This window comes from Prosthecobacter debontii, assembly GCF_900167535.1.
GTDB lineage: Bacteria > Verrucomicrobiota > Verrucomicrobiia > Verrucomicrobiales > Verrucomicrobiaceae > Prosthecobacter > Prosthecobacter debontii.
In genome coordinates this window covers 15143-40857 of record NZ_FUYE01000001.1, presented here as the reverse complement: position 1 = coordinate 40857, position 25715 = coordinate 15143, and the positions used below count along the sequence as shown (strand labels likewise).

The following is a 25715-nucleotide window of genomic DNA, read 5'->3' as shown; positions in this document are numbered from 1 at the left end:
TCTTCCTGTTCATGGAGAACCTTTCCTGTTACAGGTAGCCTATGAAACTCAAGATCGATCTGGGTGCCTTCCGCGTGCCGAATCACAAGAAATTCAATATCGCAAAGGCAAAGACCAAGATCAAAGATCTGTATCTGGACAATGGTCACTATGAAACTTTGATCGCCCAGTTCCGGGAAGAAATCGATGATCTCCAGCAAAAGATGTATGCCCAGGATCGACAAGCCATGCTGCTCGTCTTTCAAGCCATGGATGCGGCGGGCAAGGACAGCACCATCAAGCATGTGATGAGCGGCGTGAACATCCAAGGCGTGGAGGTGCATAGTTTCAAACGCCCCACGAGTGCGGAATTGGATCACGACTTCATGTGGCGCACCAATCGCGTCATGCCTCAGCGAGGACGCATTGGCATCTTTAACCGCAGCTATTATGAGGAGGTGCTTTGCTGCCGTGTACACCCTGAGATTGTCACGCAGATTCAGCGTCTCCCTGCTAAGACCACCAAAAATCTGGACACCCTCTTTGCGGATCGCCTCAGGGACATCCGCAACATGGAGGAATACAGCCACCGTAACGGCATCCGGATCGTAAAGTTCTTCCTCAATGTATCCAAGGCTGAACAGAAGAAACGCTTCCTCGCTCGTATCGATACCCCCAGCAAAAACTGGAAGTTCGAAGAAGGCGATGTGAAAGAGCGCGGCTTCTGGAAGGAATACATGCACGCTTATGAGGATGCGATCCGCAAGACCGCCACTGAGGACTGCCCTTGGTATGTGGTGCCTGCGGACGATAAGAAAAACATGCGCCTCATCGTCAGTGCTGCCATTCTGCATGAAATGCAGGACATGAAGCTTAAATACCCTGAGCTACCCGCCGAACAAAAAGCACATTTAACCGTCGCTAAAAAAATGCTGCTTGAAGAGAAAGACTGAATCACAGCGAGCCACGTTCTTTTAAAACGTGGCTCACGCATGGTTCTTATTTCTTACCAAAGAAGGCCGCCAGCTTTTGCAGGTCCTTGGCTTCGGCAGGCTTCATCGCACTCTCGATAGCCTGTTGCTGAATCGCGCAAAGCTCCGCGATGCCCTTGCGACCGACTGCGAGCATGGCATCCATTTGAGCTTGAGTGAAGGTCGCTTCTTCACCACTGCCTTGGATCTCCACAAAATCACCCGTGTCCGTCAGCACCAGATTGCAGTCCACATCGGCATCCCGGTCTTCGACATAGCAGAGATCCAGCAGGGCCTCGCCTCTCAGAATACCGGCACTGATCGCGGCCACTTTCTTGGTCATCGGCTGCTGGGTGATCTTACCTTTTTCCAGCAAGCGATTGAAGGCGATGGAAGCCGCAATGCAAGCACCCGTGATGGAAGCCGTGCGCGTGCCGCCATCGGCCTGAAGCACATCGCAATCGATGCTCAGCGTTCTTTGCCCCAGCTTCTTCAGATCCACCACGGCACGCAGGCTGCGGCCTATCAGGCGCTGAATCTCAATGCTACGTCCATCGGGACGGCCCTTGCTGCTATCGCGATCTTTGCGATCCAGCGTGGAGTACGGCAACATCGAATATTCTGCAGTCAGCCAGCCACCCTGGACATTCTGCACCTTCATCCAACGCGGGACTTCATCCTGAATGGTGGCAGCGCAAATCACACGAGTGTTCCCGAAGGCAATCAACACCGAGGCCGTGGCATGCGGTGCGATATCAAGAACGTAATCGATGGAACGGAGTTGGTCAGCGGCTCGGCCGTCGTGTCTGGGCATGGTCGGTGGTAATACGGAGAGCCCGCGTGGTCAAGAGGCCAGCGTTGTAAGTCAAACACGGATCATGTCCTTCACCACCTGGAACCAGAGGTAGAAGCATCCACGCCAGGAGTAGCGGAACACGCCTTCTCCGGCGGGCTCAATCACTCCAATGTGAATGTTATGATCGATCTGAGCGCTCATATCCTTCTCAATGTAAGCGGGGAGTTCTTCAGTATCCAAATCCACGAGATGCCCGACAGCTTGACGCTTGGTCAAGAAAGCCTGATGGGATGCCACGAGTTCCTCCATGGACTGGGCATAAACAAAGCGGTTCACTCGCTGCTGAGGCGAAAACTGCATCGTCGGTGCAAACGGGTAATTCGTTGTGGTCAAGGTTATCCCCTCCTGAGTGCGGGAAGTCAGGGTCACATATGAGAAGGAAAACTCACCCTGCTGAGCGAGCGCTATCGACGCCTGAGTGCGCATTTCCTTATGATAGAAGAGGCGCATGAAGTGGTCTGTTTCACTCCACTTCCAACCCGTGTCCCCCACTTCGACGAAACCAGTCGCTTCGGTCTCCTTCGTGAGGGCATCCAGATCGGGAAAGATTTCTCGGGAGGGCGGAAAACGATGCTTCACTTCACTTTTAAGCGGAAAGCGGAGTTGCCTGACTCGACCCACGATCTCCAACCAAGGCAGCATGAACCAAAGGGCAATGCCAAAAGCACCGGCGGCATGGCTGCCTGTCAAAAAGTAGCCTCCCAAATACGACGCCCCCAGATACCCCAGCCAACCCAGCTTCTGAAGGAAGCGGTTGTCAAAGGTCCGGCATGCAACGGAGAAGACCACCGTCGCGGCAAGGTAAAGGATTTGCTGAAGTTCCATTGCGGGTTAGCGGCAGATCACTTGAAGGGTGACTTTGCCTAGACATTTATAAACTGACGCTGAGGACTCGGCAACCGCTCAATCTTCCAGCACTCGGCCTGGGTTTTGACTTTCCGCTCGGTGCCTCATTGCGCATACTCAGGGCCTATGAATCGACGTCAATGGATCCAATCTGCATTTGCCGGAAGCCTGTCGATAGCCACCTCAAACAGCCTCGGTCAAGCGATCAAGCCTTCGCGCGTGATCGATACCCACACGCACTTTTATGATCCTCGCCGCCCCCAAGGTGTGCCCTGGCCCAAGGAAAACACCCCGCTTTATCGCACCGTCCTGCCTCCAGATTGGATGGCCTTAGCCGAACCCCTCGGGATCCGAGAGACCATCGTCGTGGAAGCCAGCCCTTGGGTCGAAGACAACCAATGGATTTTAGACCTCGCATCAAACCATGCGTGCATCATCGGCTTTGTCGGCAATCTCGATCCGAATGATCCAGCATTTAGGTCTAACTTGAAGCGCTTCTCGGCCACCCCCATCTTCCGAGGCGTCCGCTGGCGTGGTGATTTGGTGAAGCTGGATGCCAGTCAGGATCAAGTTCTCTCAGGTGCCCGATCACTAGCTGAGCATGATCTTGAGTTGGATCTTAACGGCCCATCTTCGACTCTGCCTCAGGTGGAAAAACTGGCCCAGGCCATCCCCTCTTTGCGTATTGTGATCAATCATGTCGGAGGTGCAGGAGATCCGCAAAAACTGAAGCCGGAGTGGCAGGCCCATATTCAAGCGGTCGCTCAATGTCCGAATGTCTTCATGAAAGTTTCAGGGATGCCGGAACAAACTCGCCCTGAAGATGGCAATACACCTCAGGACCTCTCATATTATCTGCCTGTGCTGGAGCATCTCTGGTCCCACTTTGGTCCGGATCGCCTCATTTATGGCAGCAATTGGCCGGTTTCAGACCGGGGCTTACCCTACGCGTCGGTTTTCAAATTGGTCTCTGACTTCTTCCAATCGAAAGGGGCCGAGGCCACTGAAAAATACTTTTGGCGAAACTCACAGACCGCCTATCGCTGGAAAGAACGCACCTAAGTTTTCCACGACCGTCATTTCATTGACGTGTTTTTGGTTCGTCAGGCAGAGGCTGCGCCACATTAAGTGTAGGCATCGCCCCTGAACGAAGCGGTGGTTCTTGTGGATCCACTGGCTTAGGCTGGACTTGAGCTGGCAATTGTTGCGGTGGTTTGACTTGGCCTTGCTTAAATCGCGCAATCTCCTCCGCAGACGGAACGATGGCCTTCCGGATGATTTCAGAATTGGGCACGGGCTGGCGTGCGGGAGGTAAGGCAGGTGTGGCAGTCGGTGCCGGGGCGGCTGCAGGAGGAGTCGGTTTATTGACAGGAATCGTTGGCATCGAAGCCGTCACGGAGGGTGCTAGCCCACCCGACGGTGGCAGAGGCGGATCCTCCGAGGCTTTGACTGAGCTCTTTGTCGTCGGCGCGGGCCCGACACCAGTCACTGTCGCTTCGGCCTTCATCGGGGCTGGCGGTGGCGGTGTAGCTGTAGCCTCAACTTTAGGCTTAGTGGGCTCAGGAGCGACCGCAACGACGGGCTTAGCCGCAGGAGGAGTCTCCACTTGAGGAGGAGCCATCGGGGTCGGAATGGGCTCAGCAATAACCGCGCGCGCAGGTTCAGCTTTGGCTTCGGCTTGCGTGGCGATCACTTTTTTTTCGCGTTCCGCGGGCGGGATGGCCGCTGGTTGGGGAGCTGGCGAAGGCGCATCCCCAATAGCCGCAGGCATCGAGCTGCGTAATGGAGGCGTTTCGCCGCCTTTAAAGAGCCACCAGCCTAACAAACCAAACACCACTAGGGCTGCACCCGAACAGATTATTCCCGTGGTCCCTTGGGATCGCCGTTTCGAAAAATCCACCGCCCTTAGTTGTCGTGCAATCGGTGCCGAAGGCGCATGCTCGGGCAAATCACCACCACCATCCCAATCGTCTTCAAAATCGGACACGCTACCGACACTCTCCATCTCCTCGATGGGCACGGCGGTCCCCTTCAATCGAGAGGCCAAATCGCTGCCTCGGACTTGGGTGCCATTCATCAGGCCTTCAAATTGCAGCAGAAAGTCCAGCGGAGTGGGTGTCTGACCGTGATCCCGAGACTTCTCTAAACATTCACGGATAAACTCAGCCAAAGGCTCTGGTGTAGCATCGGGGAAACGAGGCATTCCACCCGTTTGGCGTTGCCCGGTGAGAAGATACGCTGCTAGCGCCACAAACGAACGATGCCGATAATCACGATCTGCCAGATGCGCTTCTCCATGTTCACCGTGTTCCGGTTTATCCACCAGCGGCGGCTCGTAGAGATTCCGCATGGTCAGGTGGGCACGCAACTTGACTTGGAAAGGCGGCCAAGCATCCAGCCGCTTCTGCATGAGGCGCTCGTGCTCCCGATTGGCTGTGGGACCGTTTTTGCCGACGCGTAGGAGGATATTCGAAGGATGGAGATCCAGACGCTGCACGCCACACTCCAAGGCCTGCTCCTGGCCCGCTTGCACTTGGCGGAGCAAAATAGCGACCTCTTGAGGATTCAGAGTGATGCGCTCCGCAAGCAAACGGCTGAGGGCAAATCCAGGTTCACGCTCCTCCGTCAGGAATGTCCAATCTGGACTCTCCCAGAGACTGAGGCTGCGTAAAATATTCGGATGCTTATCGGCATTAAAACGCCACATCTGCAGGGGCACCGCTTCATACTGCGTCTTATCCACGATGCGTGAGGGCGGCAGCAGGTGCACCGTTACAGGCTGATCGTTCTTCGTGTTGAAACACGGGATAGAGAAGGGATAACGGCGGGCGTCATTTTCACCCTCCACTCGGAAACGATTGCCCAAAATGATCTCCACGGGCACGTTCTCCAGAAGCAGGTCTTGCAGCGCTGAACGCGGCTGCAGGGCTGCGATGACGACGAGTTGCTTACGTGTATTGCGGGCTTGGATACCGCTCACCAAGGCGCCGATCGCCTCACGCACATCATCACGCAAACGCTCCAGCGAACTCGGGCAGTGTTCAGGGTCTGTGAGGGCGGCACGCATCGCCATCCGTAAGCTCATGGGCAAGGCCGTGAGGGAGGGGTAACGATCTGGATTGTCCCCGGCATGCTTTTTACCCGTCAGCATCAGGAACATCAATTGACATACCTGGATCACCAACCGTGCTCGTGGCGCTTCCTCACTCTCATTCGCGGAGAGGCCGTAATCGTATATCCGCAAATGCAGGAAGGTATCTTCCAAGGTGGTCATCACCACGCGATCCAGACGCATTTGAGCGACCAGCCGCTGGTAATCCTTGAGTTGGATCAGATCATCCAGCATCTGGAAAACCAGCGAAAACACAATCGCCGGTAGTAGCGGGCCCCGACGCTGGATGTAGTCCTCAATGAACTCCCCATCATTCAAGTTGCTGGTGTAATAAACCAGTCCTTGGTCCTCCCCGACTTCCAAAATGCGCATGAAGGTAGGCCCACGGACTTCCGAGGCCTGCTTCGCCCGTTCAAAGGCCGACTTCTTCGCCACCGAGTCCAGAGTGCGACCGCTGCGCAGGATGTGCAACTCCACCAGTCGTTTGATGGAGGCGTCGAAAGCTAGAAAGACGACCTCATCGGGTGAACGCACCAACCCCACTGGTTCTCCACCAGCACGGCGAGCGATCATCAGGTGACCGAAGCTTTCAATTTCAGGAATCATTGAATGACAAGGGCATCAGCGAGCGGTTCGACCCAAGCTCAGAATGAGCTAAATCTACACCAAACCCGCACAAATTGCAAAATACTGTAAGCCCTCGTAGTCATTTGGCAAAAAATTTCCAGAAAATCTAATAATTATGACCCCCAGCATATTCAAGGACCGCTAAAAAATGTAAAAAATAGGAACTTTCGCAGAACTTTCACTCCCCGCTAAGTCAATCCCGGTGGCTTTTTCGCTACTTTGACAATTTCCCTCTCTCGAACTGCGCGGCGGGCCGAAATTACGTTTGCCCCGGCCTGTCCTTGGTTATATCTGAGCCATCCGTCCCTCCCCCATGCAATTTGTCTTCCCTACCAATCTTCAGCTCGGTCATGAACACAGCGAGGGGTTTCATCAGGAATTACTGCGGGGCTTGACTCACAAGCTCAACAACTTGCTGGCAGTGATCCAGGGGTTCAGCAGCCTCATCCTGATGACGGACGATCTGGACCCAGGAGTGGCTGAAAACATGCAGCACATCCGGGAAGCTTCCGTCAATGTCTCTGCTCTGAGCGAGCGCATTCGCTCCGCAGGCGGCTGCGCCAAGCTGACGGTGCAACCCTTGGGCCTGAATGACTATTTGGGAGTCGTCGAAGCCGCTCTGCTCGAGCCCTTCACCAAGAATGGTGTGCAATTGGAAGCCGATGTGCAAGCAGGCCTCCCTCCGATTCAGGTCGATCCGACCAAGTTTAAGGACATCCTGATTGAACTGCTAAAAAACGCCGCCGAAGCCGCAGGCAAGACTGGTGGGCGAGCCATGCTGAAAATCGCCGGTCCAGGCGTGATCACCCCGGCTGAGCAGCGCCGTGTGGATATCCTGGTCAGCAACACAGGTTCGCAAATCCAGCCCGAGAAACTGGCTGAAGTCTTCCGCCCCTTCCATGGCACGAAGAATAGCAATCATCTGGGCCTTGGCTTGACCATTGCCGCGATGTTGTCCCACCAGATGAATCTCCAGATCGGCATTGCCTCCGAAAACAATACCACCACACTGTGGTTGAGCTGCCCTGCCGCGTGATCCCCGCAGGTCAGCTTTTGCTTTTCAGGACCACTCTTTGAGCCGTTCTGGAAACGGGCACTCGGCACAAGCGGAGTCGTCCTCCAGACAGAAGTCTTCATAGACCTGGAGGAGCCCCTGCTGATGATGCAGCATTTTCTGGAACTCAAGGCCTCTCGGATCGCTACCAAACAGACGCAAAACGGCACGTCGCACCTTTTGATTGTCTAGCAGAGCCGGTAATTCCAGGTATTCGGCCCAAAGTCGTGTCCGTTCAGGGATCAGTAACGGATAAGCCACATTCGCCAGCATCTCCTGAACCCGCGTGGCTCCGATCAAAGCCAAGGGCTTGACCGTAGGCGCAGAAAGCAAGGTGTAACGGCCGGACCAATAGTCATGGCCGATGGCCAGCATCGTCTCACACCAGGCATCACGGGACCAACGACCTGCCTCGAACAGAGGACCTGAAACAGAATTCCATCGACTCAACAAGGCAGTCAAGGCACCCAACCGACGCTGGGGATGATTGCCGGGGCGGACAGCCGCCAGCTTCCATCGTAAAGCCTGCCTGGGATCCAGCCAGCGACGGCAAGAGTCACGCTGCTTCCACCACGATTCCCACAAACCACGAAGATAGCGCCTCGTCTCAGGCAGTGTGTCCTCATATCGTACACTTTCCAAAAATCCGCTGACTCCGAAAAGCAGAGACTCCCGTTCTTCTCCAGACAACTTTTGCAACCGCTTGAGAGGAAGCCTCTGCGCTAGAATATTGAACGGCTGTTGGTTATTCCGATACCCCAATGCTTGCGCAAGCGCTTGATAAATCGTTTGTTCGCGCCCCTGGGCCGCAGCGCATCGGTGCAGACGCACACTTTTCTTTTCCAGTCGATATTGAGCGGCAGCTTCCAGCATCGATTGGATATGACCCGGCTGCATGTCCTTGAGCGGAGCATGACAACGCCCTAGGCGAGCGGCAGCCAGGCCACGATCAGGTTTCGACTTCTCCGGCAAGGCCGACGGGCTGAGACAGACCTGAGTCACCTCACGATGCTCATGGGTCCGGGTAAAAAATAGCTCGTCTGGAGCATCCAGGAATAGATGCAGAATGACCCGGGAGTAATCCGGATTTCCTCCATGCGCATGCCGCTCCCAATCTCGAGCATCTGGGTCCAGTTCGATATCCCCTCTCAGGGTTTGGGTTCCCACTTTGACCGTGCAGTCAGTGAAGTCTGGCCCGGGTCCAGAATTCCATACCCCGAAATCGACCACCTGGACCTTTTTGCCATCCAGACTGATGAACTCCTGCCCGAAGGCACCGCCGAACCATAAGCTCTGCAAATCCAGTTCGTTCACCGGCTGATCGAAGCCGGGCAATGTGATCTCTTCCAATCCCGAAAATACAGCTTCCTTGAATCGTGCATAACGATCCGCCAGCGGCAGACTCAGGGTGGAATTGGATACGGTCATAGAGGCTCCATGAATTGACGAACTGAAACTTCCGCGAGCGATTTCGCCCGGTGGAAAGCACCTTCAAAATCCAGATGCCTTGTCATCGGCCCTGGCACCACGACACAGCGCATGCCAGCCGCTTTTGCCGCACGCAGGCCATTGAGTGAGTCCTCAAAAACCAGGGCCTCCGCAGGATCGACCTGCAATCGCTCTGCGGCGTGAAGAAAGAGGCTTGGGTCCGGCTTCACCTTGCCTGTGTCGTCCACGGTCGTGAGATGATGGAAGTAGCCTCGGAGTTCCAGTTGATCGATCCAAGTGCCCACCCAAGACAGAGGGCTGCTGCTCGCTACGGCGCAGGGGATTCCCAACGCACGCGCTTCTTCCAATCGATCCACAACACCCGGAAGGGTGCTCAATGTGGCCCTCAACTCACGCTCGTGTTCCAGCCTTGCCAGTTCAAGTTCCTCCCAGATCAATGGCTGCCCCGTCAGTGCATCGAGATCACGACGTGGGTCATAGAGATCATTGAACTCAGTGCCAATCGCTTGCGCATACGTCTCCACAGCCAACTCATGCCCATGCCGTGCATACAACTCTTTCCATGTCAGATAACCGACACTTTCCGTGTCCACGATGAGTCCGTCGAAATCAAAAATGATGGCGCGTATGGGGGGCATCACGACGACTATGGCAAGAGGATCGAATGACGCAAAAGAGATTCCTATCCTAGGGTTGTTTCAACGAAGTTTCATCGCCATGATTCCGTATGGTTCGCCTCCAAACTCCTCGTGACGACCTCATGCAAACTCTGCTCTCCGCATGGGCTGGAGAACCCTTGAGTTACACCCATCAGGGAGGTGTCGAAAAACCTCCAAAGAAAGGCTTCATCGAGGACATTCATCGCATCAAGCTAGGCCAGGGAGAGGCCGTCTATCGACAAGCCTGCACAAACCTCGATCGTTGGATGATGTTCCCCTCCTGGGCAAAAGTTCACCGCACGAAGGCGGAACAAACACCGGGAGCCGTTGTCGCCATGGTAATCCAAATTTTCGGGCTGTGGTTGATCAATCCCTGCCGTATCCTCACTCGGTGGGACAGCCCATCCCTTCATGGCTTCAGCTATGGCACCCTGCCCGAACATGCCGAGTGCGGTGAGGAACGGTTCATGGTCGAGAAATTGCCGGATGATTCTGTGTGGTATGAGATCCGTGCCTTCTCGCGTCCACGACACTGGATGGCATGGCTGGCTTTTCCTCTGGCTCGTTGGTGGCAGCTCCGATTCGTGCAGGACTCTCAAGCTGCCATGAAAAGCTTCTCTGCATGAAGAAGGATCTCGGAAATTCATCTTTTCGCATCAGCCTAGGGCTGCGCGTATTGGCCTGGATTGGCTTTGCATGGGCCAAGGGGCTCGAACCCCAAGCTGCCACTTGGATTGAAATCTTACTGATGGCTTCGGTCTTGATCCTGATGCCGTTGGCGCGTCATCTCGGGCATCATCATGGCCCCTTGAACCCGAGTGGAGCCAAAACCGAATTGATGGCAGGTCTGCTCTTGGTGCCCGCTTTGCTTTCACCGATTCCTGCAGTTCTGGGCGCTGTCGGTGTCGGATTTTGGCTCATTCATCAGATGCGGGATGCCACCTGGATCGTTTGGAGATGGAAAACCACGCCGCCCCCCACTGCTGCCTACTTGTGCCATCGGCTTGCCTTTGTGTTTCCTTCGATTGGGGCTGCTTGGCTTTTAGCACATCGGTTGAATTGGATGCCCTTTGGTTTCGACTCACTCATGGTGCTGCTGACTGCCGCTCACTTTCATCATGCCGGATTCACACTGCCTCTGATCACCGGGTGCTGTTCCAACGCATCTCCCAGTCGGCTATCGAAACTGGCTTGCCTAGCCGTGATTGCTGGAGTTCCGCTAGTGGCTACGGGTATCACCTGCACGCACTTCGGCGTCCTGCCTTGGATGGAGCCGCTGGGAGTATCAGTCTTGATTCTGGGAGCCTTCATCGTCGGTGGCCTGCAAATGCGGATGGCTTCGGCCCCGGCTTTATCTTGGATGACTCGATCCCTCTTCGTGCTGTCTGGGTTGAGCCTCTTGGTCGCCATGCTTCTGGCTCTCGGCTACGGTTTGAGATCCTATCTGCCCCAGTGGGCACTCCCGATGCCAGCCATGTGGGCGATTCACGGCACTCTCAATGGCTTTGGCTTCGGTCTCTGCGGCATCCTGGCTTGGCGTCGGCGATTCGGTTTCTGAAATGAAGCCTGGTTTTTGGTCGTTAGCATTTCACTTTGCCAACCCCCATGAAGTTTCTTCTTTTCACTCTCACCCTCGCTTTTGCTGTCACCCTCCAGGCGGCGGATAAAAAGATCATCACGATGATCGCCGGTAAGCCTTCCCACGGCCCTGGCCAGCATGAGCACAATGCAGGCATCCTTCTGCTGAAAAAATGCCTGGAGTTGGGAGCAGGTGATCAAGTGGATGTGCGCGTCCACCTAAACGGAGGCTGGCCTGCCGCTGAGGAACTGGCAGAAACCTCCACCGTGGTCATTTACGCCGATGGCGGTCCCAAACACCCTGCCCTGCAAGGAGATCGTCTCCAGCAATTGGATAAGGAAATGAAACGTGGCTGCGGCTTTCTCACACTTCATTATGCCGTCGAGCCGACCATTGAATCAGGCAGCAAGGAATTCATCGACTGGATGGGTGGCTGCTTTGAGATCAACTGGAGCGTCAACCCGCATTGGGATGCCAATTTCACTGAATTCCCTGCCCATGCCATCGCCAGCGGTGTGAAGCCCTTCACCACCAATGACGAGTGGTATTTCTACATGCGCTTTCGCAAGGGCATGCAGGGCGTGACACCGATCCTCAGCGCCGTGGCTCCAGACTCCACCATGGAGCGCCCCGATGGTCACCACAGCGGTAACCCGACGGTGCGTGAATCCGTCAAAAACAAAGTGAAACAGCATGTGGCTTGGGCCGCTGAAAATGAAAACGGTGGGCGTGGGTTTGGTTTCACTGGCGGTCACTTCCATCAAGGCTGGGCTAACAATGACCAACGCAAACTGGTACTCAATGCCATCCTTTGGACAGCCAAGATGGATGTTCCTGAAACAGGAGTGGAATCCACCATCACCGATGCCGATTTACAAGCCAATCTGGACTTGAAGCCTGGCCAGGGCCTCCCTGAAAAAAAGGCCGCCAAGAAGAAATAGTCGGCCCTCGCTAACGCTCACACAGGGAAAGGCACCTTGGATATTCCGGGTGCCTTTTTTATTTAACTAACTACCGATTCAGCTTCGGGAGCCTTCTCGTTAAAAGCCTTCAATTTAATCCGCCTCGTTTAAGCCAAGCAAAACGAGGTTTCATTTTTGGACAGGCCACCGCCGATCCCATAACGCGTGGTTTATGCTTCTGACATTGGCTATTCAAGGCACTCTCCAACAGCAATGAAACTTGGAACCCATGTTCGCCATTGGGCTTTCTCATCGCCGAACATGCCACCACAAATCCTCGGACGGTAATCCATTCGGACACTTCCATCTTCTCGTGATGCAAGCTCGGAATGGCGTCTCGTCGCACGCGTATCTGTAATTCTGCGCCAATATCGAACCGCTGCCGCGACCAAAACGTGAGCCCCCCCTCCGATGCAGCGCAGAGCTCGACGATAGCTTGCCCAGCCCCGCTGCATTTGCTAGCGGAGTTTCCCTGTTGGTGCTGGCTGTGATTTGCCATGAGGACAGGAGCTTGTTACCAGTCAGACGCGGGGGCCTCCGACATTTGAAACAAGGCGCACCTAGGACTAAAGTCAACGTCCTAGTCACTCAAAGCGAAGGCCGCGAAAACCAGACTTTCTCAATCCGTAGATTTCGGATCGAAAGCGTCGCGCAGGCCATCCCCCAGGAAATTGAGCGCCAGCAGCGTGCTCGACATCAGCAAGGCCGGAAAAGCCAGCAGCCACCATTTGCTTTCGATGGGATTGATCACTTGAGCGCCATCCTTCAGCAGGGATCCCCAACTGGCGGCCGGGTCTTCAATTCCCAGCCCCAAGAAACTCAGAAACGACTCATCCAAAATCACCGCCGGGATCGTCAGCGTGAGATAGGTCAGGATGATCGTGCTGAGGTTAGGCAATAGATGTTTTCTCAGAATCACCCATCGGCTCTGCCCCATGGCCCGTGAAGCGGTCACAAAGGTCATTTCTCTCAGCACCAGCACCTGCCCACGAATGATGCGAGCCATGGTCAGCCACTCAACCAATCCCAACGAAAGGATCATCACCAGGATCTTGGAATATGGGATGAGATAGCGCGCCACCTCCTCCATCCGTGGCCAATGCTGAGCCTGAGCCCCGAGGCGAATTCCATCCAGCCAGTCTTTAAAGACACTGTCGAAAGCCGCAATGAAGATCATGATGAACAGGATCCGCGGCACGGCATACAGCATATCCACCAGCCTCATCATCGCTGCATCAACACGCCCGCCGAAGTAGCCGCTGATCATCCCATAAGCCGTGCCGATGAAGAGCGAAATCAGTGCCCCGATGATCCCTACACCGAGAGAAACCTGGGCTCCTGTCAGGAGACGATAGAAGAGATCCTGCCCATTCACATCCGTGCCCAACAGATGCAGAAGCCCCGTCGTGCCATCTTTGGAAAAAGGTGCAAGGAAAGCACTGTCACTGGTGGCTTTTAAACCATCATCCAAAGTGAATGGCAGAGTGAAGGCCACCAAGACGAGCAGAACGAGAAATCCTAGCGAGATCATGGCGGGCCGGTTGCGCCGCACGATCGCCCAACCGCCGGGCCGTGTGATAGATATGGTGGCAGCGGCGTCAGGCATGGAGCTGGATGCGTTTATCCAGGACGCTGTAGAGCAGGTCCACGATGAGGTTAAAGACGATCAACAGCGTACAGTAGATAACCACCGCACCGCAGAGCAGGAAGGCATCGCGATTCTGAATGGCATTCACAAAAATGCTCCCCGCACCGGAGATATTGAAAACGCTTTCGACGATCATCGAACCGGTGAGCAAATGCGCGGCCAGCGGCCCGAGGTAGGTCACCACCGGGAGGATCGCCACCTTCATCGCATGACGCACCAACGCTTGCGATTCGGTCAACCCTTTAGCTTTCGCCGTGCGCAGAAAGTCACTCTTCAACACATCCAGCAGGCTATTGCGCATCAAGCGCGCGACGTACGCCACATACGGCGCAGCCAAGCACACCGCCGGTAAGATCAAATGATCCACACGCCCCCATCCCCCGACAGGCAACCACCCTAACCACAAGGCGAAAACAGCGATGAGGAACGGCCCCGTGATAAACGACGGAATCGAAATAGCCACGATGGCCCCAAACATGGCGCTCCAATCCAGGACCGTGTTCCGCCGCATGGCCGCCAGGGCCCCGATAAAAACACCCGCGATGCTGGCGATCAAAAAAGCCACGCCGCCAAGCTTGATCGAGGTCGGCATTTTCTGCCCCAGAATCTCCGCCACACTCCAGTCGCGGTATTTGAAGGAAACCCGCAGATCAAGGTGCATGAGGTCTCGCAAATAAGCTGTGTATTGCTGCCAGAGGCTGCCATTCAGCTTGTACTTCTCCAAAAGCGCCTCCTGCACTTGAGCCGAACTGGCCTTCTCCCGATCAAACGGCCCGCCCGGCAGCGAGCGCGTCAGTAAAAAGGTGAGTGACACCGCAAAGAACAGCACCACGATGCTGCTCAAAAGACGGCGGAGTAGGAAGATAACCATTGCGCGGATGATGCAGGTGCTTTCGAGATCAAGCAAGCGCTGGACCGATTGGTGAAGACTTAGTTCCACGTCCCCGAGACTTCATCCCAGCAGGAATGATCTTGACAAAGTCTTTTGAAATTGAGTTCTAGGCGCAGTTCACATCGGTATTTTACTCAATCCGGCTCCATGAAAGCATTATTTTTATTTCTACTAACCTCCACCTTCATGCTCACAAGCTGTAGCACAGACGCCACCTCGGAAACGGCTGAGGAGGCTGAAGTAGAAGAAGAGGTTCCCGAAGAAGGCTCCACACCGCCTCGCATTGGCATGACTAAGGCTCAAGTCGAAGCTAAATACGGAACCCCCGTCAATGTGTCCGTAAACTCTCGGGGTGAAACATGGGTCTATGTCTTCAACAACTGGGACAGCCGAACCCTCATTCCCTATTACGGAGCGTTCCACAATGCTTTCAAACAACGCCATAGTGGCATCGTCCACTTTGACTCTAACGGCCGTGTTCGTGATTTCAATTGGAGTCAATCCAACCCAGTCGGAGGCACGGTCTGGAGATGATAAACATTGCTGATTCAACCGTCCTGCCACGGGGCGCCCTCAAACTCTAACAACGATCATCCGTTCAGGTGCACCAATCAGTGCCGCGGAAGAAGTAAGTCAGGTTAGTGCATCCAAATCACGCCTATGATCCCGTTTAATTTTACCTTTCCTAACTCCTCCCTGTTTGCGCTGGTACTCATGCTGCTGTGGCTGGTTTACATGGCGCTCTACTGGCGAGCGATGGTGCAGATCCTCCGCGCGTCAAAATTCGATAGCCAGGATAAAATCCTCTGGTTTCTGGTTATCACCTTGGCACCGGTTTTAGGATTGATCACGTTTCATGCGATGTGCCCGCCGCCAGTGCGGGAGTCATCGATGCCACCCACGCCGCCTGCCGAGTGATTACCCCTATGACTTGCAGATGATGAGCCACCAAGCTCGCGCTTCCCCCAGCACGCATTTTGGATCATCGAGATTGTGTCACCGCAGGGGAACAGACGTATGACTAGCCATGCTTCCTCTTGCTCAAGCCAAAGCCGAACTGCGCCTCCAAGTGCGGGACCGACTGCGTGCGGTCACTCCCGCCGACCTCAAACAATGGTCGGATCAGCTCATCGAAAGGCTCAAAAGCCGGGACGATCTCTGGGAGCCCCCGGGCACCGTGGCCCTCTTTGGTGGTTTGCGAAACGAGCCGGATCTCATCACGGGGCTCTTGCCTTGGCTCCGCGAGCGTGGCTGGCGAGTCGCCCTGTTCTTTGTCGAAGGCATGGGCCTGCATGCTTATGAAGTCACAGGGCTAGAGGATCTTCAGCGGGGGCCTCTCGGTGTCTGGGAGCCTATTCCCACTCTCGAACACGCTGTTGAGCCGGGCGAACTGAACCTCATCCTGGTCCCTGGACTGGCCTTCAGCAGGCAAGATGGAACCCGTTTAGGCCGTGGCGGGGGGTATTATGACCGATTTCTCGCACGCCCCGAGGTCACGGCAAAACGGCAAGCACTGGCCTACGAGGCACAATTATTCCCAACCATCCCGCATGAAAGCCACGACTTGTCAGTCCCAGCCCTGCTGACCGAAGCCGCCGAGTATCGCTGGTGATGCGATGTTTTAGGACGGCATTTACTCACGCCGCCCTTTGCCAATTCGTAGTTCTGTTCTATCCTTTTCGTCCCCGCCATGACTGCCACTGCTGCCCCTCTCCCTGTGATGCCTGACAAACACGGCCACTTTGGCCGCTATGGAGGCATGTTTGTTCCGGAGACACTCATGTCTGCGCTGAACGAACTGACGGAGGAATATGAGCGCGCCAAGGTGGATCCGCTTTTCCATACAGAACTGAACCGCCTGCTCCATGAATACGTGGGCCGGCCTACCCCTCTCTACTTTGCCGAACGCTGGACGGAAGTTCTGGGCGGTGCCCGCATTTACCTGAAGCGTGAAGACCTGCTCCACACAGGTGCCCACAAGATCAACAATGCCCTTGCCCAAGCTCTGCTCGCCCTGCGCCTTGGCAAAAAGCGCATCATTGCAGAAACCGGCGCGGGTCAGCACGGTGTGGCCACCGCCACGGTCTGTGCTCGTTTCGGCCTGGAATGTACCATTTACATGGGCCAGGTGGACATGGAGCGTCAGGCCCTGAACGTGGCGCGCATGCGTTTGCTGGGGGCCAAAGTCGTCGCCGTGACCGCTGGACAGGCCACGCTGAAAGAAGCCGTGAATGAGGCCATGCGTGACTGGGTGACGAACGTGCGTAGCACCCACTACATCCTCGGCAGCGCCCTCGGCTCCCATCCCTTCCCCATGATGGTGCGTGATTTCCACCGCGTGATCGGTCTGGAAGCTCGCCAGCAGATTTTGGAGCGCGAGGAGCGCCTCCCAGACCTCCTCGTCGCCTGTGTGGGTGGCGGTAGCAATTCCATCGGCCTTTTCCACCCCTTCCTCAATGATGCCAATGTGCGCATGATCGGCGTGGAGGCTGGCGGTGACGGCATCATCCCCGAACGTCATGCCGCTCGATTCCAGGGTGGACGCCTCGGCGTGCTGCAAGGCACCAAGACTTGGTTGCTCGCGAATGCAGACGGCCAGATCGAACTCACCCACAGCGTGAGCGCCGGTCTCGACTATGCGGCCATCGGCCCTGAGCACGCCTGGTTGCACGACGAAGGTCGTGTCGAATACAACTACGCCACCGACAACGAAGCTCTGGAAGCCTTCCAGGAACTCAGCCGAATCGAAGGCATCATCCCTGCCCTCGAAAGCAGCCACGCCATGGCCGAAGTGCGCAAACAGGCCCCCAAAATGAGCAAGGACCAAGTCATCATCGCCAATCTCTCGGGCCGCGGTGACAAGGATGTCGCTCAAGCCGCTCGCATGATCTTCAACGAAGAATTGAAGTTCTGAGGCCTACAGCAGTCACTGTTATTCTGTGGATGTTATAACGTCCGTGGATACAGTGGGCCTATGGTTCTTGAACTCAAACTACGTAAAATAGGCAATTCTGTGGGTCTCGTTCTGCCCAAAGAAGCGCTCGCTCATTTGAAAGCAGAAGAGGGTGAAACCGTGCTTTTGAGTGAAGGTCCCGATGGCAGCCTGCGCCTAAATACAGCAAGACCTGACGTCAGTCCCCAAATGAAGGCGGCTCAAAGCATCATGGAGCGCTACCGCAATACTCTCCGAGAATTGGCCAAATGAACGAGCCCGAATGGATCTTGAAAGAAACCGTTCTCGCTCTCCACGAGCAGTCGCTACACGAACACGGCGGTTCCTCTGGCATTCGAGACGATGGGCTGCTTGACTCGGCGTTAGGCAAGCCACAAAATCTCTTTGCTTACGGGCATCCCAACTTGTTCGATTTGGCAGCCGGCTATGCATATTATGGCTTAGTGAAAAATCATCCCTTTCTCGATGGGAATAAGCGAACAGGCTTTGTCACCGCTGTTTTGATGTTAGAGCTTAACGGCTTTTGTTTTCAAGCCACTGAAGCGGATGCGGCGATACGCACGCTTGCTCTCGCCGCAGGTGAAATGACTGAGTCAGGCTACGCAGCTTGGCTGGAGGCCAATTCCGTGAACCTGGACGCTCAAACGCTTTAACTTTAACGCACCACTTCAGCCCGGCGAATTTCCTCAATGGGCGTGGAGACCGCCGTTGTGGGCAGCTCGGCTCGGCGGATTTCTTCCTGCAAGGGTGGGGCGTCCTCAACAATGGCGGTCCGGATTTCTTCAATGATCGCCGGGCGGATCTCCGAGGCAGGGACGTAGGAATGCACCACCTCCATCATCATCGTGGTCCGAGACGGCACCATCTTGATGGCGGTCTCTAGGATCTTCTGCACGAGCGCTGGCTTAGCCCGCACGGCATCCATGGCTGCCGTAATGATCTCCGGTGCACAGGATTCATTGATCACCAAAGCGTCCTCCAAGCGCATCTCCAGGGTATCGGGACGCTCCCGAATCGCAGTGACTAAATTCGCGCACAAAATCTGGCAGCGGGAAGCCCAGGGCGTCGCACGCGGTGCCTCAATCACGTCCCCGCCAACGGAGGAAAGCGTCGGCAGACCGACGAGCAGAGCGAGCGAATAGAGACGACGATTCATATCCGGAGGTCTGAATATGCCATATTCATGCCAGATTTGCGACTATCAATTCTACCTGGGGCGATTTCCGTCATCCTCCCCATCTTGCCAAAACTCGCAAATCATGATCCATTCTCAGTTCCCATGAGCCCGTCAGATCGCCCCGACCTCATCCTGAACGAAGGAGCCCCTCTCCTCGTGCAAGCCTCGGCCGACGCGCCTCTCCCTCCGGCGCTGGCCCAAGACATGGCCAAACTGAAAGCTCTATTACACGACGGGTTGAAGCCAAATCTCGCTCCCCAGCCCGACATGCGCATCCTCAACCTAGCTTGTGGACGCTGTGACGAAGCCGAAACCTTGGTTTGCGTCGGTCAGGAACTCGCCACGGGTGGTCAGGTGGAAATGGTCGGGGCCGACATCCGCATCCGAGAAATCCGCCAAGCTCGAGATCAGCACGCTCATCTCCCCGCCAAATTTCTGATCGAAGACGCCACCAAGATTGACCAGCACAAGGAGTTAGGTGACGACTTCAATCTCGTCTTCCTGCGCCATCAGAACTTCTGGCACGGTCAGGAACTCTGGAAGAAGATCTTCGATCAGGGCATCGCCAAACTTCGCCCCGATGGAATGTTGGTCATTACCAGCTACTTCGATGTGGAGCATAAGCTAGCGCTGAAAGCTCTCGAAGCCCTCGGCATGGAAGTGGTGAGCAACAAGCGCAACAAGGCCTCTCGTGAGCTTTCCGATGCTCCCGGTAAATCGGTAGATCGCTGGGTCGCAGTGCTGAAAAGGAAAGGTTAAGTGCTCCGTTGGGCACCAACGGAAAAAGCTGTTTCGGCGCAACAGCTCTACATTACTGATCCCAGCCTCGCACTTTCACATGCACCTGAGCGCAGGTGCCCATGTAATGATCCATCGAGTAATCACGCGCGGCTTTGAGCATATGATTCTTGGCTTGGGCTTCATCCCCGAGGGCCTCGAAATAAAGGCCGAGATAGAGATGAGCATAACAGCGATGGTTTCTTAAATCGTCCCCGTCGCCACTTTCAGCCGCTTTGAGGACTTCTTCAGGGGTGCCCTTCCCCGCAAACAAGTCATGTACTTCTTTCATGGGAATGCGCGAGTCCCCTTCGATCGGGATCAGGGCTTTCCTCGCGGCTTCCACATTCTCCGCTCGCGCCACGCAGATGAAATGCCAAGCCGCATTCTCCACGTCCGCAGGATTCACCGTTTGATGCTCCTCGAATTGCTCTCGCCCAGCCTGAAAATCCCCTGTGTAGTAAAGCGATAACCCGCGCTGCCAGAGTTGGGGTTTCGCTTGAGGAGCCTTTTCGATCAAGCGATCAAACGCCTGCACCGACTCCTTCGGCTTAGCGTCATAAAAGGCTTTCACACCTTCACGAAATAACTCGTTAGGCGACACGCCATCTTGGGCCCACGTCGTGCCCAGACAAACAAACAAAGGAAGTAAAAGACGAATCATGGGGCAGTGACAGCAGGTTCCGATTCCGGCACATAAAAACGGCCCATGTGATCGAGAATCTTGGCTCGGAGTTCATCGCCATCGACTGGACCATTGTGGCGAAAGATCACCTCGCCGCCTGGGGCCACGACCAAGGTGTGTGGAATCGGTCCTGGCCATTCCGGATCGAGCGCTTGGATCAAGGCATCGCTGTTGGCTTCATTGAAGATGTAGGCATTTCCACTGCGACCTTCGGCTTTCAAACTGGGTTTGAGTTTATCCGGAACAATAGCGTTGTTCTTCTCTAGAAAGGCCTTCACATCGGCCACCGTCTCAGGGTCATCCAGGCTGACGCTGATGAACTCAAAATCACGCAGACCGAACTTGCGAGAGGTAGCGACGAGCTCGGGAAACTCCTTCACACAGGGACCACACCAAGTGGCCCAGACGTTGAAGAGGCGAACCTTCTTCGTGTCATTTTTACGCAGTTCAGCGACCCCTTTGGCATCGATCAATTGCACATCCACTTCGCCTTTCTCCCACTTCTCATTGTCGGCAGTTACCTGATCGCGTTTGGAGATCCATTTGGTGGAACAGCCATGAGGTTTGGTCACAGGCACTGTGATTTCAGCCCCTGCCAGCATGGCGTCCAGAGCGTTTTGAGCGTCATTGCTGGTCACCGTTTGGGGATCGGCAAAACGAGAATCGTCAAACCGCCCTTGGTATCGAAGTTTACGCTCTCGATCGAACAGGAAGACATGAGGCGTGGCAAGGCAACCGTAGGCCAGTGCCACCTTCTGTGTTTCGCCATCATAAAGGTAAGGGAAGTTAAAATCCTGCTCCTTCGCATGGCGCTTCATTTCAGGAAAGCTGTCGTTGTATTGGGAATAGCCTAACTCATCAGGACGCAAAGCCGCCGGGTCATTCGGATTGATTGCCACCACCTTCAACCCTTTGCTCTTGTAGGTTTTAGCCAAGCTCTTGAGGCGACCCTCCATAGCTTGAGAAGTCGGGCAATGATTGCTGATGAAAGCGATCATCAGATACTTAGCTTCGGCATACTCGCTGAGACCATGCATCTCTTCATCGATGCCTAACAATTCAAAGTCCGGCGCTTGATCACCGATCTGAAGTTCATGAAACCCCTCAGGCATGAAACTGCCTTTTTTAGCCGGGGCTCCATGAGCCAGCGGCGAGACAAGCAAAGCGCACAAAGCTGCAAAGACTAAAAAGCAGGGTTTCATGGCAGGATGAGATGAGAAAGGCTAAACGACGTGCTCGGCACCGCAGTTCCAACACAGATCAAACGCCGCAGGATTCAATTCCTGGCAGCCTTTGCATTGCCACTCCGGCCCGTCCGCAGTCGAGTTCTTGAAATGCGTCTGAATGATTTCCGCCGCCTTCTCCCACTGCGTCTCATCCAGGACGCATAGGGCGGGGTCCAGGAGCTGCGTGTAACTGTAGCCTGCGACGCTTGGCCCGAGGGTGCGCGTGTTTTCATTCTGGATGAAACAAGCGATCCCCTCCGCCTCCAGGACGTTCCGAGCAAAGCTCACGCGTGTCAGGTCAGGATCGACGAAAATCTGTTTCATGCGGCAACGATTACAACGTGTTATCGAGGCTTAGCGATTCCAGCATTTTCACCAAATCCGCAAACTCCTTGCCGTCTTTATCATCACAAAAAATGGTCGTCGCAACAATCACTTCTTTCGTCAGCTTAATCATTCCGGGTGCCATCACCTTGTAATTCTCGGGCTGCACAGGTTTCCCCACCAAGCTGGCATCTGTAAAAACGGCATACATGCCGTTACCCGACTTAAGGCGGAGCTTCACTGGTTCAGACGATTTCTCGACCGATCCCTCGGCAAAGGGAGCCAACGTGCCCACCCAACGTTTTTCCATTTCGGCAAATGGGACATCGTTTTCACCATCCAGCAGCATCACGGTGACCTTACATGCTGCATTCGCTTCGCCCTTGGGCCGCACGGTCAGGTTGACACCCGCAGGATGTCTCTGCACTTCAGATGTCCACCCCTCAGGCACATCTAGACTCACTTTTCCATAAGCCCCGAGGTCCACAGTTTCCGCAACAGCGGCAGTGAGTGAGACGACAGCAAAGAGGACGGAATACAATATTTGACGCATATCCCATCAGAATGAGGGCTACGGTAAGATTTGGAAAGCTCGGAAACGTTTCTTCTTAACTCACCGGAAATGGACTGATGTGGAACTTCTCGGCGTTCTTGGATTCAAAGTAACCGAGGCTGACTTTGTCGCCGAAGAGCGCGACCCAATTGCCGTGGACATCTTGAGCCAAAGTCGTGTCGTAGGAGGCCACGAGGTTAGGGCGGGAGGGCCCCACCTGTCCGCGAACAGGCTTGGGAGCGTCTTCTGGGTTTTTCTCTTTGATCCAGCGCACTAAACTCCAGGGCGCAAATTCCAGGCGCACCTCCGCGTTGTATTCGCTCTCCAGGCGATACTTCAGCACATCGAACTGAAGAGGTCCCACGGCGCCTAACAAAGGCACACGAACGGCGGCATCGGGCAGCTCGAAGGGTTGAGCCACACCTTCCTTGAGAAGCTGATCCAGACCTTCACGGAAGCGTTTGAATTTGGAGGTGTTTTCATTGTGCAGATACGCAAAACACTCCGGCGGGAAAGTCGGCATCTCGTCGAATTTGATGCCTGCTTCCTCCGATAAGGTATCACCGATCTGGAGATCATAGTTCCCCACCAGACCCACCACATCACCCGCCCAGGCTTCATTGACCGTTTCACGCTCCTGAGCGAACAGACGCTGCGAGTTACCTAACCGCATGCGTGTTCCCGTGCGGGTATTGGTGGCGCTCATGTCACGCTGGAAGCAGCCGGAGACAATGCGAATGAAAGCCACACGGTCACGATGCTTCGGGTTCATGTTGGCCTGAATTTTGAAGACGAAGCCGCTGAAATTCGGGCTCGCAGGCTCGATAAATTGATCCCCTGACATGCGTGGCGCGGGAGGTGGCGCAATTTTGAGGAAGCCGTCCAGCATCATCTGCACGCCGAAGTTATTCATCGCGCTGCCGTAGAAGACGGGGGAGAGCTGACCCTTACGAACTTGATCGAAATCAAACGGAGAGCCTCCGCCCTCCAGCAGATCCAGCTCATCACAGACACGCTGATAGACCAACGGTGGCAGGGCATCCCGCACGCTGTCGTCTTCGATGCCCTTCACATTCACCGGCGCACGGAACTTGCCACCGACGGTTCGCTCAAAGAGGTGGACCTGATTCGATTCACGATCAAACACCCCCTTGAAATCCACCCCATCACCCAGTGGCCAGTTCATCGGACAAGCGGCGATGCCGAGCACGCGCTCCAGTTCATCCAACAGTTCAAGCGGTGGACGAGCCGGGCGATCCAGCTTGTTCATGAAAGTGAAAATCGGCACGCCACGACGGCGGCAGACTTCGAAGAGCTTCAGCGTTTGGCTCTCGATCCCCTTACCGGCGTCAATCACCATTACCGCCGCATCCACGGCGGTGAGCACGCGATAAGTGTCCTCCGAGAAGTCTTTGTGACCGGGGGTATCCAACAGATTCACCACGCAATCTTTGTATTCAAACTGGAGCACCGTGGATGACACCGAGATACCACGCTGCTTTTCCAGCTCCATCCAGTCCGAGGTCGTCGCCCGCTGATTCTTACGCGCCGTCACACTACCCGCGAGTTGCACGGCACCCCCATAGAGCAGGAGCTTTTCCGTCAGCGTCGTTTTACCGGCGTCAGGGTGGGAAATGATCGCGAAGGTGCGGCGGCGGCTGACTTCGTGGGGGGCTTTGGCGGCGACTTCGGACATAGCAGAAAAAACGGGTGGTTTCCATCGCCTCCCCGGCGCCTTTTCTCAAGGACGATTCCTGGCAGGCGCGAATTCAACGGCATCGCCCCACGACGCAACCACCGCGATTTTCTGGGTTTAAGCTCTGTATTTGTTCCCGAAGCCGCCGTTATGAAACGCAGTCACTTTCTCGCCAGTCTCGCCGTTTTCCTCCCGTGCCTGCTCCACGCTGAAACTCCTCGTGCCACGAAACCGCCCGAGAAATTTGTGCTCCGAGGTGAACGCTGGACCTGCGTGGTGGACGGTGATGAGGTCAGCGGCATCCTCCTCAAGCCCGCAGGGAAAGGCCCCTTCCCTGCTGTTCTCATCAGTCATGGAAAGGGAGGCAGTGCGACCAGCTTCGGCCGGCAAAAAGCCCGTGAAATGGTGGCCTGGGGCATGGTCTGCATCGCCCCCGATTACACACATGCCAGCTCAGCCATGCGAGGGAATCCGCAATCCAGTTCTGATCAAGGAGCCAGCGACAAAAACATCCGTCGAGCACGCGCCTGCATTCAAATTCTCCAGTCGCTGCCGGAGGTCGATCCCCAGCGAATCAGTGCCTACGGGCACAGCGTGGGAGGCTTCGTCACCATCGGGCTCGCGGCCCTCGAACCTCGCCTAATCAAAGCCGCTGCCATCACCGGGAGTGGTTTAGCCCCGCGAGACGGCTACCCCGCTCCATCCGTTGAGGCGGCCGAAAAAATCCTCACGCCCTTTCTCATGCTTCATGGCATGGACGATAACGTCGTCCGTCCCGAACAATCCGAGATGCTGAAAAAGGTTTTGGACCAACAAAAAGTCCCCAATGACCGCCTCGTCGCCGATGGCCAAGGACACCCCATCGATCAGACTATGCGAACCGAAGTTTTTAAACTCATTCGCGATTGGTTCACCCAACACGAAGTGCTGAAGAAACCTTAAATCCTACCCCAAACAGCGCATAGATGGGCCCACAGAGATCGTTCACGAGCTCACCATGAAGTGTCTTCTCTACCTGCTTTTGACCAGCTCCGTTCTTCCTCTCCTGGCTGCGGATCTCAGCCCAACCCTTGGCCAAAAGAGTGACTTATTGCTGGATGAAAGTTTCTCGGGCGAAGCCGTTCCCAAAGGCTGGAATGCCAACACAGGCACCTTACGCGTGGAAGACGGACAGCTCTTGGCCGGAGAAAAATCCAGCGACCAACACATCGGTGCCTTTCGCTATCGACTGCCGGTGCAAGACTGCGCCGTGCAGATGGATTTCCAACTCGGCTCCATGCGGATCATCAACCTCGGTTATGATCCCGCGCCGAGTGAATTGAAGAAGAAAGGGCACCTTTTCTCCGTCGTGGTCACGCCTAAAAGTTGGTCTTTGATCGAGCACAATGACAAGGCCAATCCTGAATCAAAGACCAAGGTCCACGCCACGGCCAAAACCGATTTCGATCCCGACACAACCTATACGCTCTTACTGGAGTGCAAAGGCGATGAAGTCGTGGCTCAGATCAACGGCAAGGAGCCGCTTAAAGCCAAGGCTCCCGACTTTCATGTCAAAAAACCAGGCCTTGTTTTCCGCATGGGAGGCAAGGATGGCGACGAGGTAAAGCTGGATAACATTAAGGTGTGGGCGCTGGAATAAGCGATCGTTAAACTGCCAGAACTCAACGATGGTTTTCCATCTTATCCAGGC

At 55.3% G+C, this 25715-nt stretch carries 28 protein-coding genes; 15 read left to right on the top strand and 13 right to left on the bottom strand.

Annotated elements, in window-relative coordinates:
• Window positions 1-41: 41 nt before the first annotated feature.
• Complete coding sequence (locus B5D61_RS00230) at window positions 42-932, top strand: polyphosphate kinase 2 family protein (RefSeq protein WP_078811291.1); 891 nt, start codon at window positions 42-44, stop codon at window positions 930-932.
• 46 nt (window positions 933-978) lie between these two features.
• Here the strand turns inward: B5D61_RS00230 and rph are convergent, their stop codons facing one another.
• Both rph and B5D61_RS00220 read right to left on the bottom strand, forming a co-directional pair.
• Window positions 979-1764 carry a ribonuclease PH gene (rph, locus tag B5D61_RS00225; protein ID WP_078811290.1) on the bottom strand — a complete coding sequence of 262 codons (786 nt, stop codon included), beginning with the start codon at window positions 1762-1764 and terminating at the stop codon, window positions 979-981.
• Window positions 1765-1815: 51 nt separating this feature from the next.
• Window positions 1816-2631, bottom strand: a complete 816-nt coding sequence (locus B5D61_RS00220; RefSeq protein ID WP_078811289.1) for a hypothetical protein — start codon at window positions 2629-2631, stop codon at window positions 1816-1818.
• Between the two features lie 147 nt (window positions 2632-2778).
• Between B5D61_RS00220 and B5D61_RS00215 the strand changes: the two genes are divergently transcribed.
• The gene (locus B5D61_RS00215; RefSeq protein WP_078811288.1) at window positions 2779-3714 is read left to right on the top strand and encodes an amidohydrolase family protein; all 936 of its coding nucleotides are present in this window, start codon (window positions 2779-2781) and stop codon (window positions 3712-3714) included.
• 19 nt (window positions 3715-3733) lie between these two features.
• Here B5D61_RS00215 and B5D61_RS26030 read toward each other — a convergent pair whose 3' ends face one another.
• Window positions 3734-6370, bottom strand: a complete 2637-nt coding sequence (locus tag B5D61_RS26030; protein WP_078811287.1) for a hypothetical protein — start codon at window positions 6368-6370, stop codon at window positions 3734-3736.
• A 334-nt stretch (window positions 6371-6704) separates the two neighbouring features.
• Here B5D61_RS26030 and B5D61_RS00205 point away from each other — a divergent pair, with 334 nt between their 5' ends.
• Window positions 6705-7427, top strand: a complete 723-nt coding sequence (locus B5D61_RS00205; RefSeq protein ID WP_078811286.1) for a sensor histidine kinase — start codon at window positions 6705-6707, stop codon at window positions 7425-7427.
• Window positions 7428-7451: 24 nt separating this feature from the next.
• Here the strand turns inward: B5D61_RS00205 and B5D61_RS00200 are convergent, their stop codons facing one another.
• Window positions 7452-8873, bottom strand: coding sequence for a DUF2851 family protein (locus tag B5D61_RS00200; RefSeq protein WP_078811285.1), 1422 nt, complete (start codon window positions 8871-8873; stop codon window positions 7452-7454).
• Complete coding sequence (locus B5D61_RS00195; RefSeq protein ID WP_217698864.1) at window positions 8870-9532, bottom strand: HAD family hydrolase; 663 nt, start codon at window positions 9530-9532, stop codon at window positions 8870-8872. Before B5D61_RS00195 ends, B5D61_RS00200 begins: the two co-directional genes overlap by 4 nt.
• Window positions 9533-9621: 89 nt before the next feature.
• Between B5D61_RS00195 and B5D61_RS00190 the strand changes: the two genes are divergently transcribed.
• From B5D61_RS00190 to B5D61_RS00180, 3 genes are read left to right on the top strand one after another with little or no spacing between them, the layout of a single operon-like run.
• Window positions 9622-10179, top strand: a complete 558-nt coding sequence (locus B5D61_RS00190; protein WP_078811284.1) for a DUF1990 domain-containing protein — start codon at window positions 9622-9624, stop codon at window positions 10177-10179.
• Window positions 10176-11111, top strand: a complete 936-nt coding sequence (locus B5D61_RS00185) for a YndJ family transporter (protein ID WP_176159144.1) — start codon at window positions 10176-10178, stop codon at window positions 11109-11111. Before B5D61_RS00190 ends, B5D61_RS00185 begins: the two co-directional genes overlap by 4 nt.
• 47 nt (window positions 11112-11158) lie before the next feature.
• Window positions 11159-12073: a ThuA domain-containing protein gene (locus B5D61_RS00180; protein ID WP_078811281.1), complete on the top strand. Its 915-nt coding sequence runs from the start codon at window positions 11159-11161 to the stop codon at window positions 12071-12073.
• Between the two features lie 640 nt (window positions 12074-12713).
• On the opposite strand, the gene B5D61_RS00175 is transcribed toward B5D61_RS00180, so the two are convergent.
• Window positions 12714-13700: an ABC transporter permease gene (locus B5D61_RS00175; protein ID WP_078811280.1), complete on the bottom strand. Its 987-nt coding sequence runs from the start codon at window positions 13698-13700 to the stop codon at window positions 12714-12716.
• A complete protein-coding gene (locus B5D61_RS00170) occupies window positions 13693-14649 on the bottom strand; it encodes an ABC transporter permease (RefSeq protein ID WP_217698863.1) in 957 nt (318 codons plus the stop codon). Before B5D61_RS00170 ends, B5D61_RS00175 begins: the two co-directional genes overlap by 8 nt.
• A 171-nt stretch (window positions 14650-14820) precedes the next feature.
• Between B5D61_RS00170 and bamE the strand changes: the two genes are divergently transcribed.
• From bamE to B5D61_RS00140, 6 genes are all read left to right on the top strand, one after another.
• Window positions 14821-15168 (top strand): outer membrane protein assembly factor BamE domain-containing protein, encoded by a 348-nt coding sequence (gene bamE / locus B5D61_RS00165; RefSeq protein ID WP_176159143.1) that lies wholly within the window; start codon window positions 14821-14823, stop codon window positions 15166-15168.
• Window positions 15169-15294: 126 nt separating this feature from the next.
• Complete coding sequence (locus B5D61_RS00160) at window positions 15295-15552, top strand: hypothetical protein (RefSeq protein ID WP_078811278.1); 258 nt, start codon at window positions 15295-15297, stop codon at window positions 15550-15552.
• Window positions 15553-15661: 109 nt separating this feature from the next.
• Complete coding sequence (locus B5D61_RS00155) at window positions 15662-16246, top strand: 5-formyltetrahydrofolate cyclo-ligase (RefSeq protein WP_078811277.1); 585 nt, start codon at window positions 15662-15664, stop codon at window positions 16244-16246.
• 78 nt (window positions 16247-16324) lie between these two features.
• On the top strand, window positions 16325-17548 hold the full coding sequence (gene trpB, locus B5D61_RS00150) for a tryptophan synthase subunit beta (RefSeq protein WP_078811275.1): 1224 nt from the start codon (window positions 16325-16327) through the stop codon (window positions 17546-17548).
• Window positions 17549-17608: 60 nt separating this feature from the next.
• Window positions 17609-17839, top strand: a complete 231-nt coding sequence (locus B5D61_RS00145) for an AbrB/MazE/SpoVT family DNA-binding domain-containing protein (protein WP_078811273.1) — start codon at window positions 17609-17611, stop codon at window positions 17837-17839.
• 17 nt (window positions 17840-17856) lie between these two features.
• Window positions 17857-18240, top strand: a complete 384-nt coding sequence (locus B5D61_RS00140) for a type II toxin-antitoxin system death-on-curing family toxin (protein ID WP_245846410.1) — start codon at window positions 17857-17859, stop codon at window positions 18238-18240.
• A gap of 2 nt (window positions 18241-18242) precedes the next feature.
• Here the strand turns inward: B5D61_RS00140 and B5D61_RS00135 are convergent, their stop codons facing one another.
• Window positions 18243-18743: a hypothetical protein gene (locus B5D61_RS00135; RefSeq protein ID WP_078811271.1), complete on the bottom strand. Its 501-nt coding sequence runs from the start codon at window positions 18741-18743 to the stop codon at window positions 18243-18245.
• A 123-nt stretch (window positions 18744-18866) separates the two neighbouring features.
• On the opposite strand from B5D61_RS00135, the gene B5D61_RS00130 reads away from it, so the two are divergent.
• Window positions 18867-19523: a class I SAM-dependent methyltransferase gene (locus tag B5D61_RS00130; RefSeq protein WP_078811270.1), complete on the top strand. Its 657-nt coding sequence runs from the start codon at window positions 18867-18869 to the stop codon at window positions 19521-19523.
• A 52-nt stretch (window positions 19524-19575) separates the two neighbouring features.
• Here B5D61_RS00130 and B5D61_RS00125 read toward each other — a convergent pair whose 3' ends face one another.
• Genes B5D61_RS00125 through B5D61_RS00105 form a run of 5 tightly spaced genes read right to left on the bottom strand, consistent with a single transcriptional unit; the run spans window position 19576 to window position 24025 of the window.
• A complete protein-coding gene (locus tag B5D61_RS00125) occupies window positions 19576-20205 on the bottom strand; it encodes a tetratricopeptide repeat protein (protein ID WP_078811269.1) in 630 nt (209 codons plus the stop codon).
• Window positions 20202-21428 (bottom strand): redoxin domain-containing protein, encoded by a 1227-nt coding sequence (locus tag B5D61_RS00120; protein WP_078811268.1) that lies wholly within the window; start codon window positions 21426-21428, stop codon window positions 20202-20204. Before B5D61_RS00120 ends, B5D61_RS00125 begins: the two co-directional genes overlap by 4 nt.
• 21 nt (window positions 21429-21449) lie before the next feature.
• The gene (locus B5D61_RS00115; RefSeq protein WP_078811267.1) at window positions 21450-21776 is read right to left on the bottom strand and encodes a putative signal transducing protein; all 327 of its coding nucleotides are present in this window, start codon (window positions 21774-21776) and stop codon (window positions 21450-21452) included.
• A 10-nt stretch (window positions 21777-21786) separates the two neighbouring features.
• Entirely contained in the window at window positions 21787-22329 is a 543-nt protein-coding gene (locus B5D61_RS00110) for a hypothetical protein (protein ID WP_139372968.1), read from the bottom strand.
• A 55-nt stretch (window positions 22330-22384) separates the two neighbouring features.
• Window positions 22385-24025, bottom strand: a complete 1641-nt coding sequence (locus B5D61_RS00105) for a peptide chain release factor 3 (RefSeq protein WP_078811265.1) — start codon at window positions 24023-24025, stop codon at window positions 22385-22387.
• A gap of 150 nt (window positions 24026-24175) precedes the next feature.
• On the opposite strand from B5D61_RS00105, the gene B5D61_RS00100 reads away from it, so the two are divergent.
• Window positions 24176-24967, top strand: coding sequence for an alpha/beta hydrolase family protein (locus B5D61_RS00100; RefSeq protein WP_078811264.1), 792 nt, complete (start codon window positions 24176-24178; stop codon window positions 24965-24967).
• Between the two features lie 55 nt (window positions 24968-25022).
• On the top strand, window positions 25023-25664 hold the full coding sequence (locus tag B5D61_RS00095; protein ID WP_078811263.1) for a hypothetical protein: 642 nt from the start codon (window positions 25023-25025) through the stop codon (window positions 25662-25664).
• Window positions 25665-25715 lie beyond the last annotated feature (51 nt).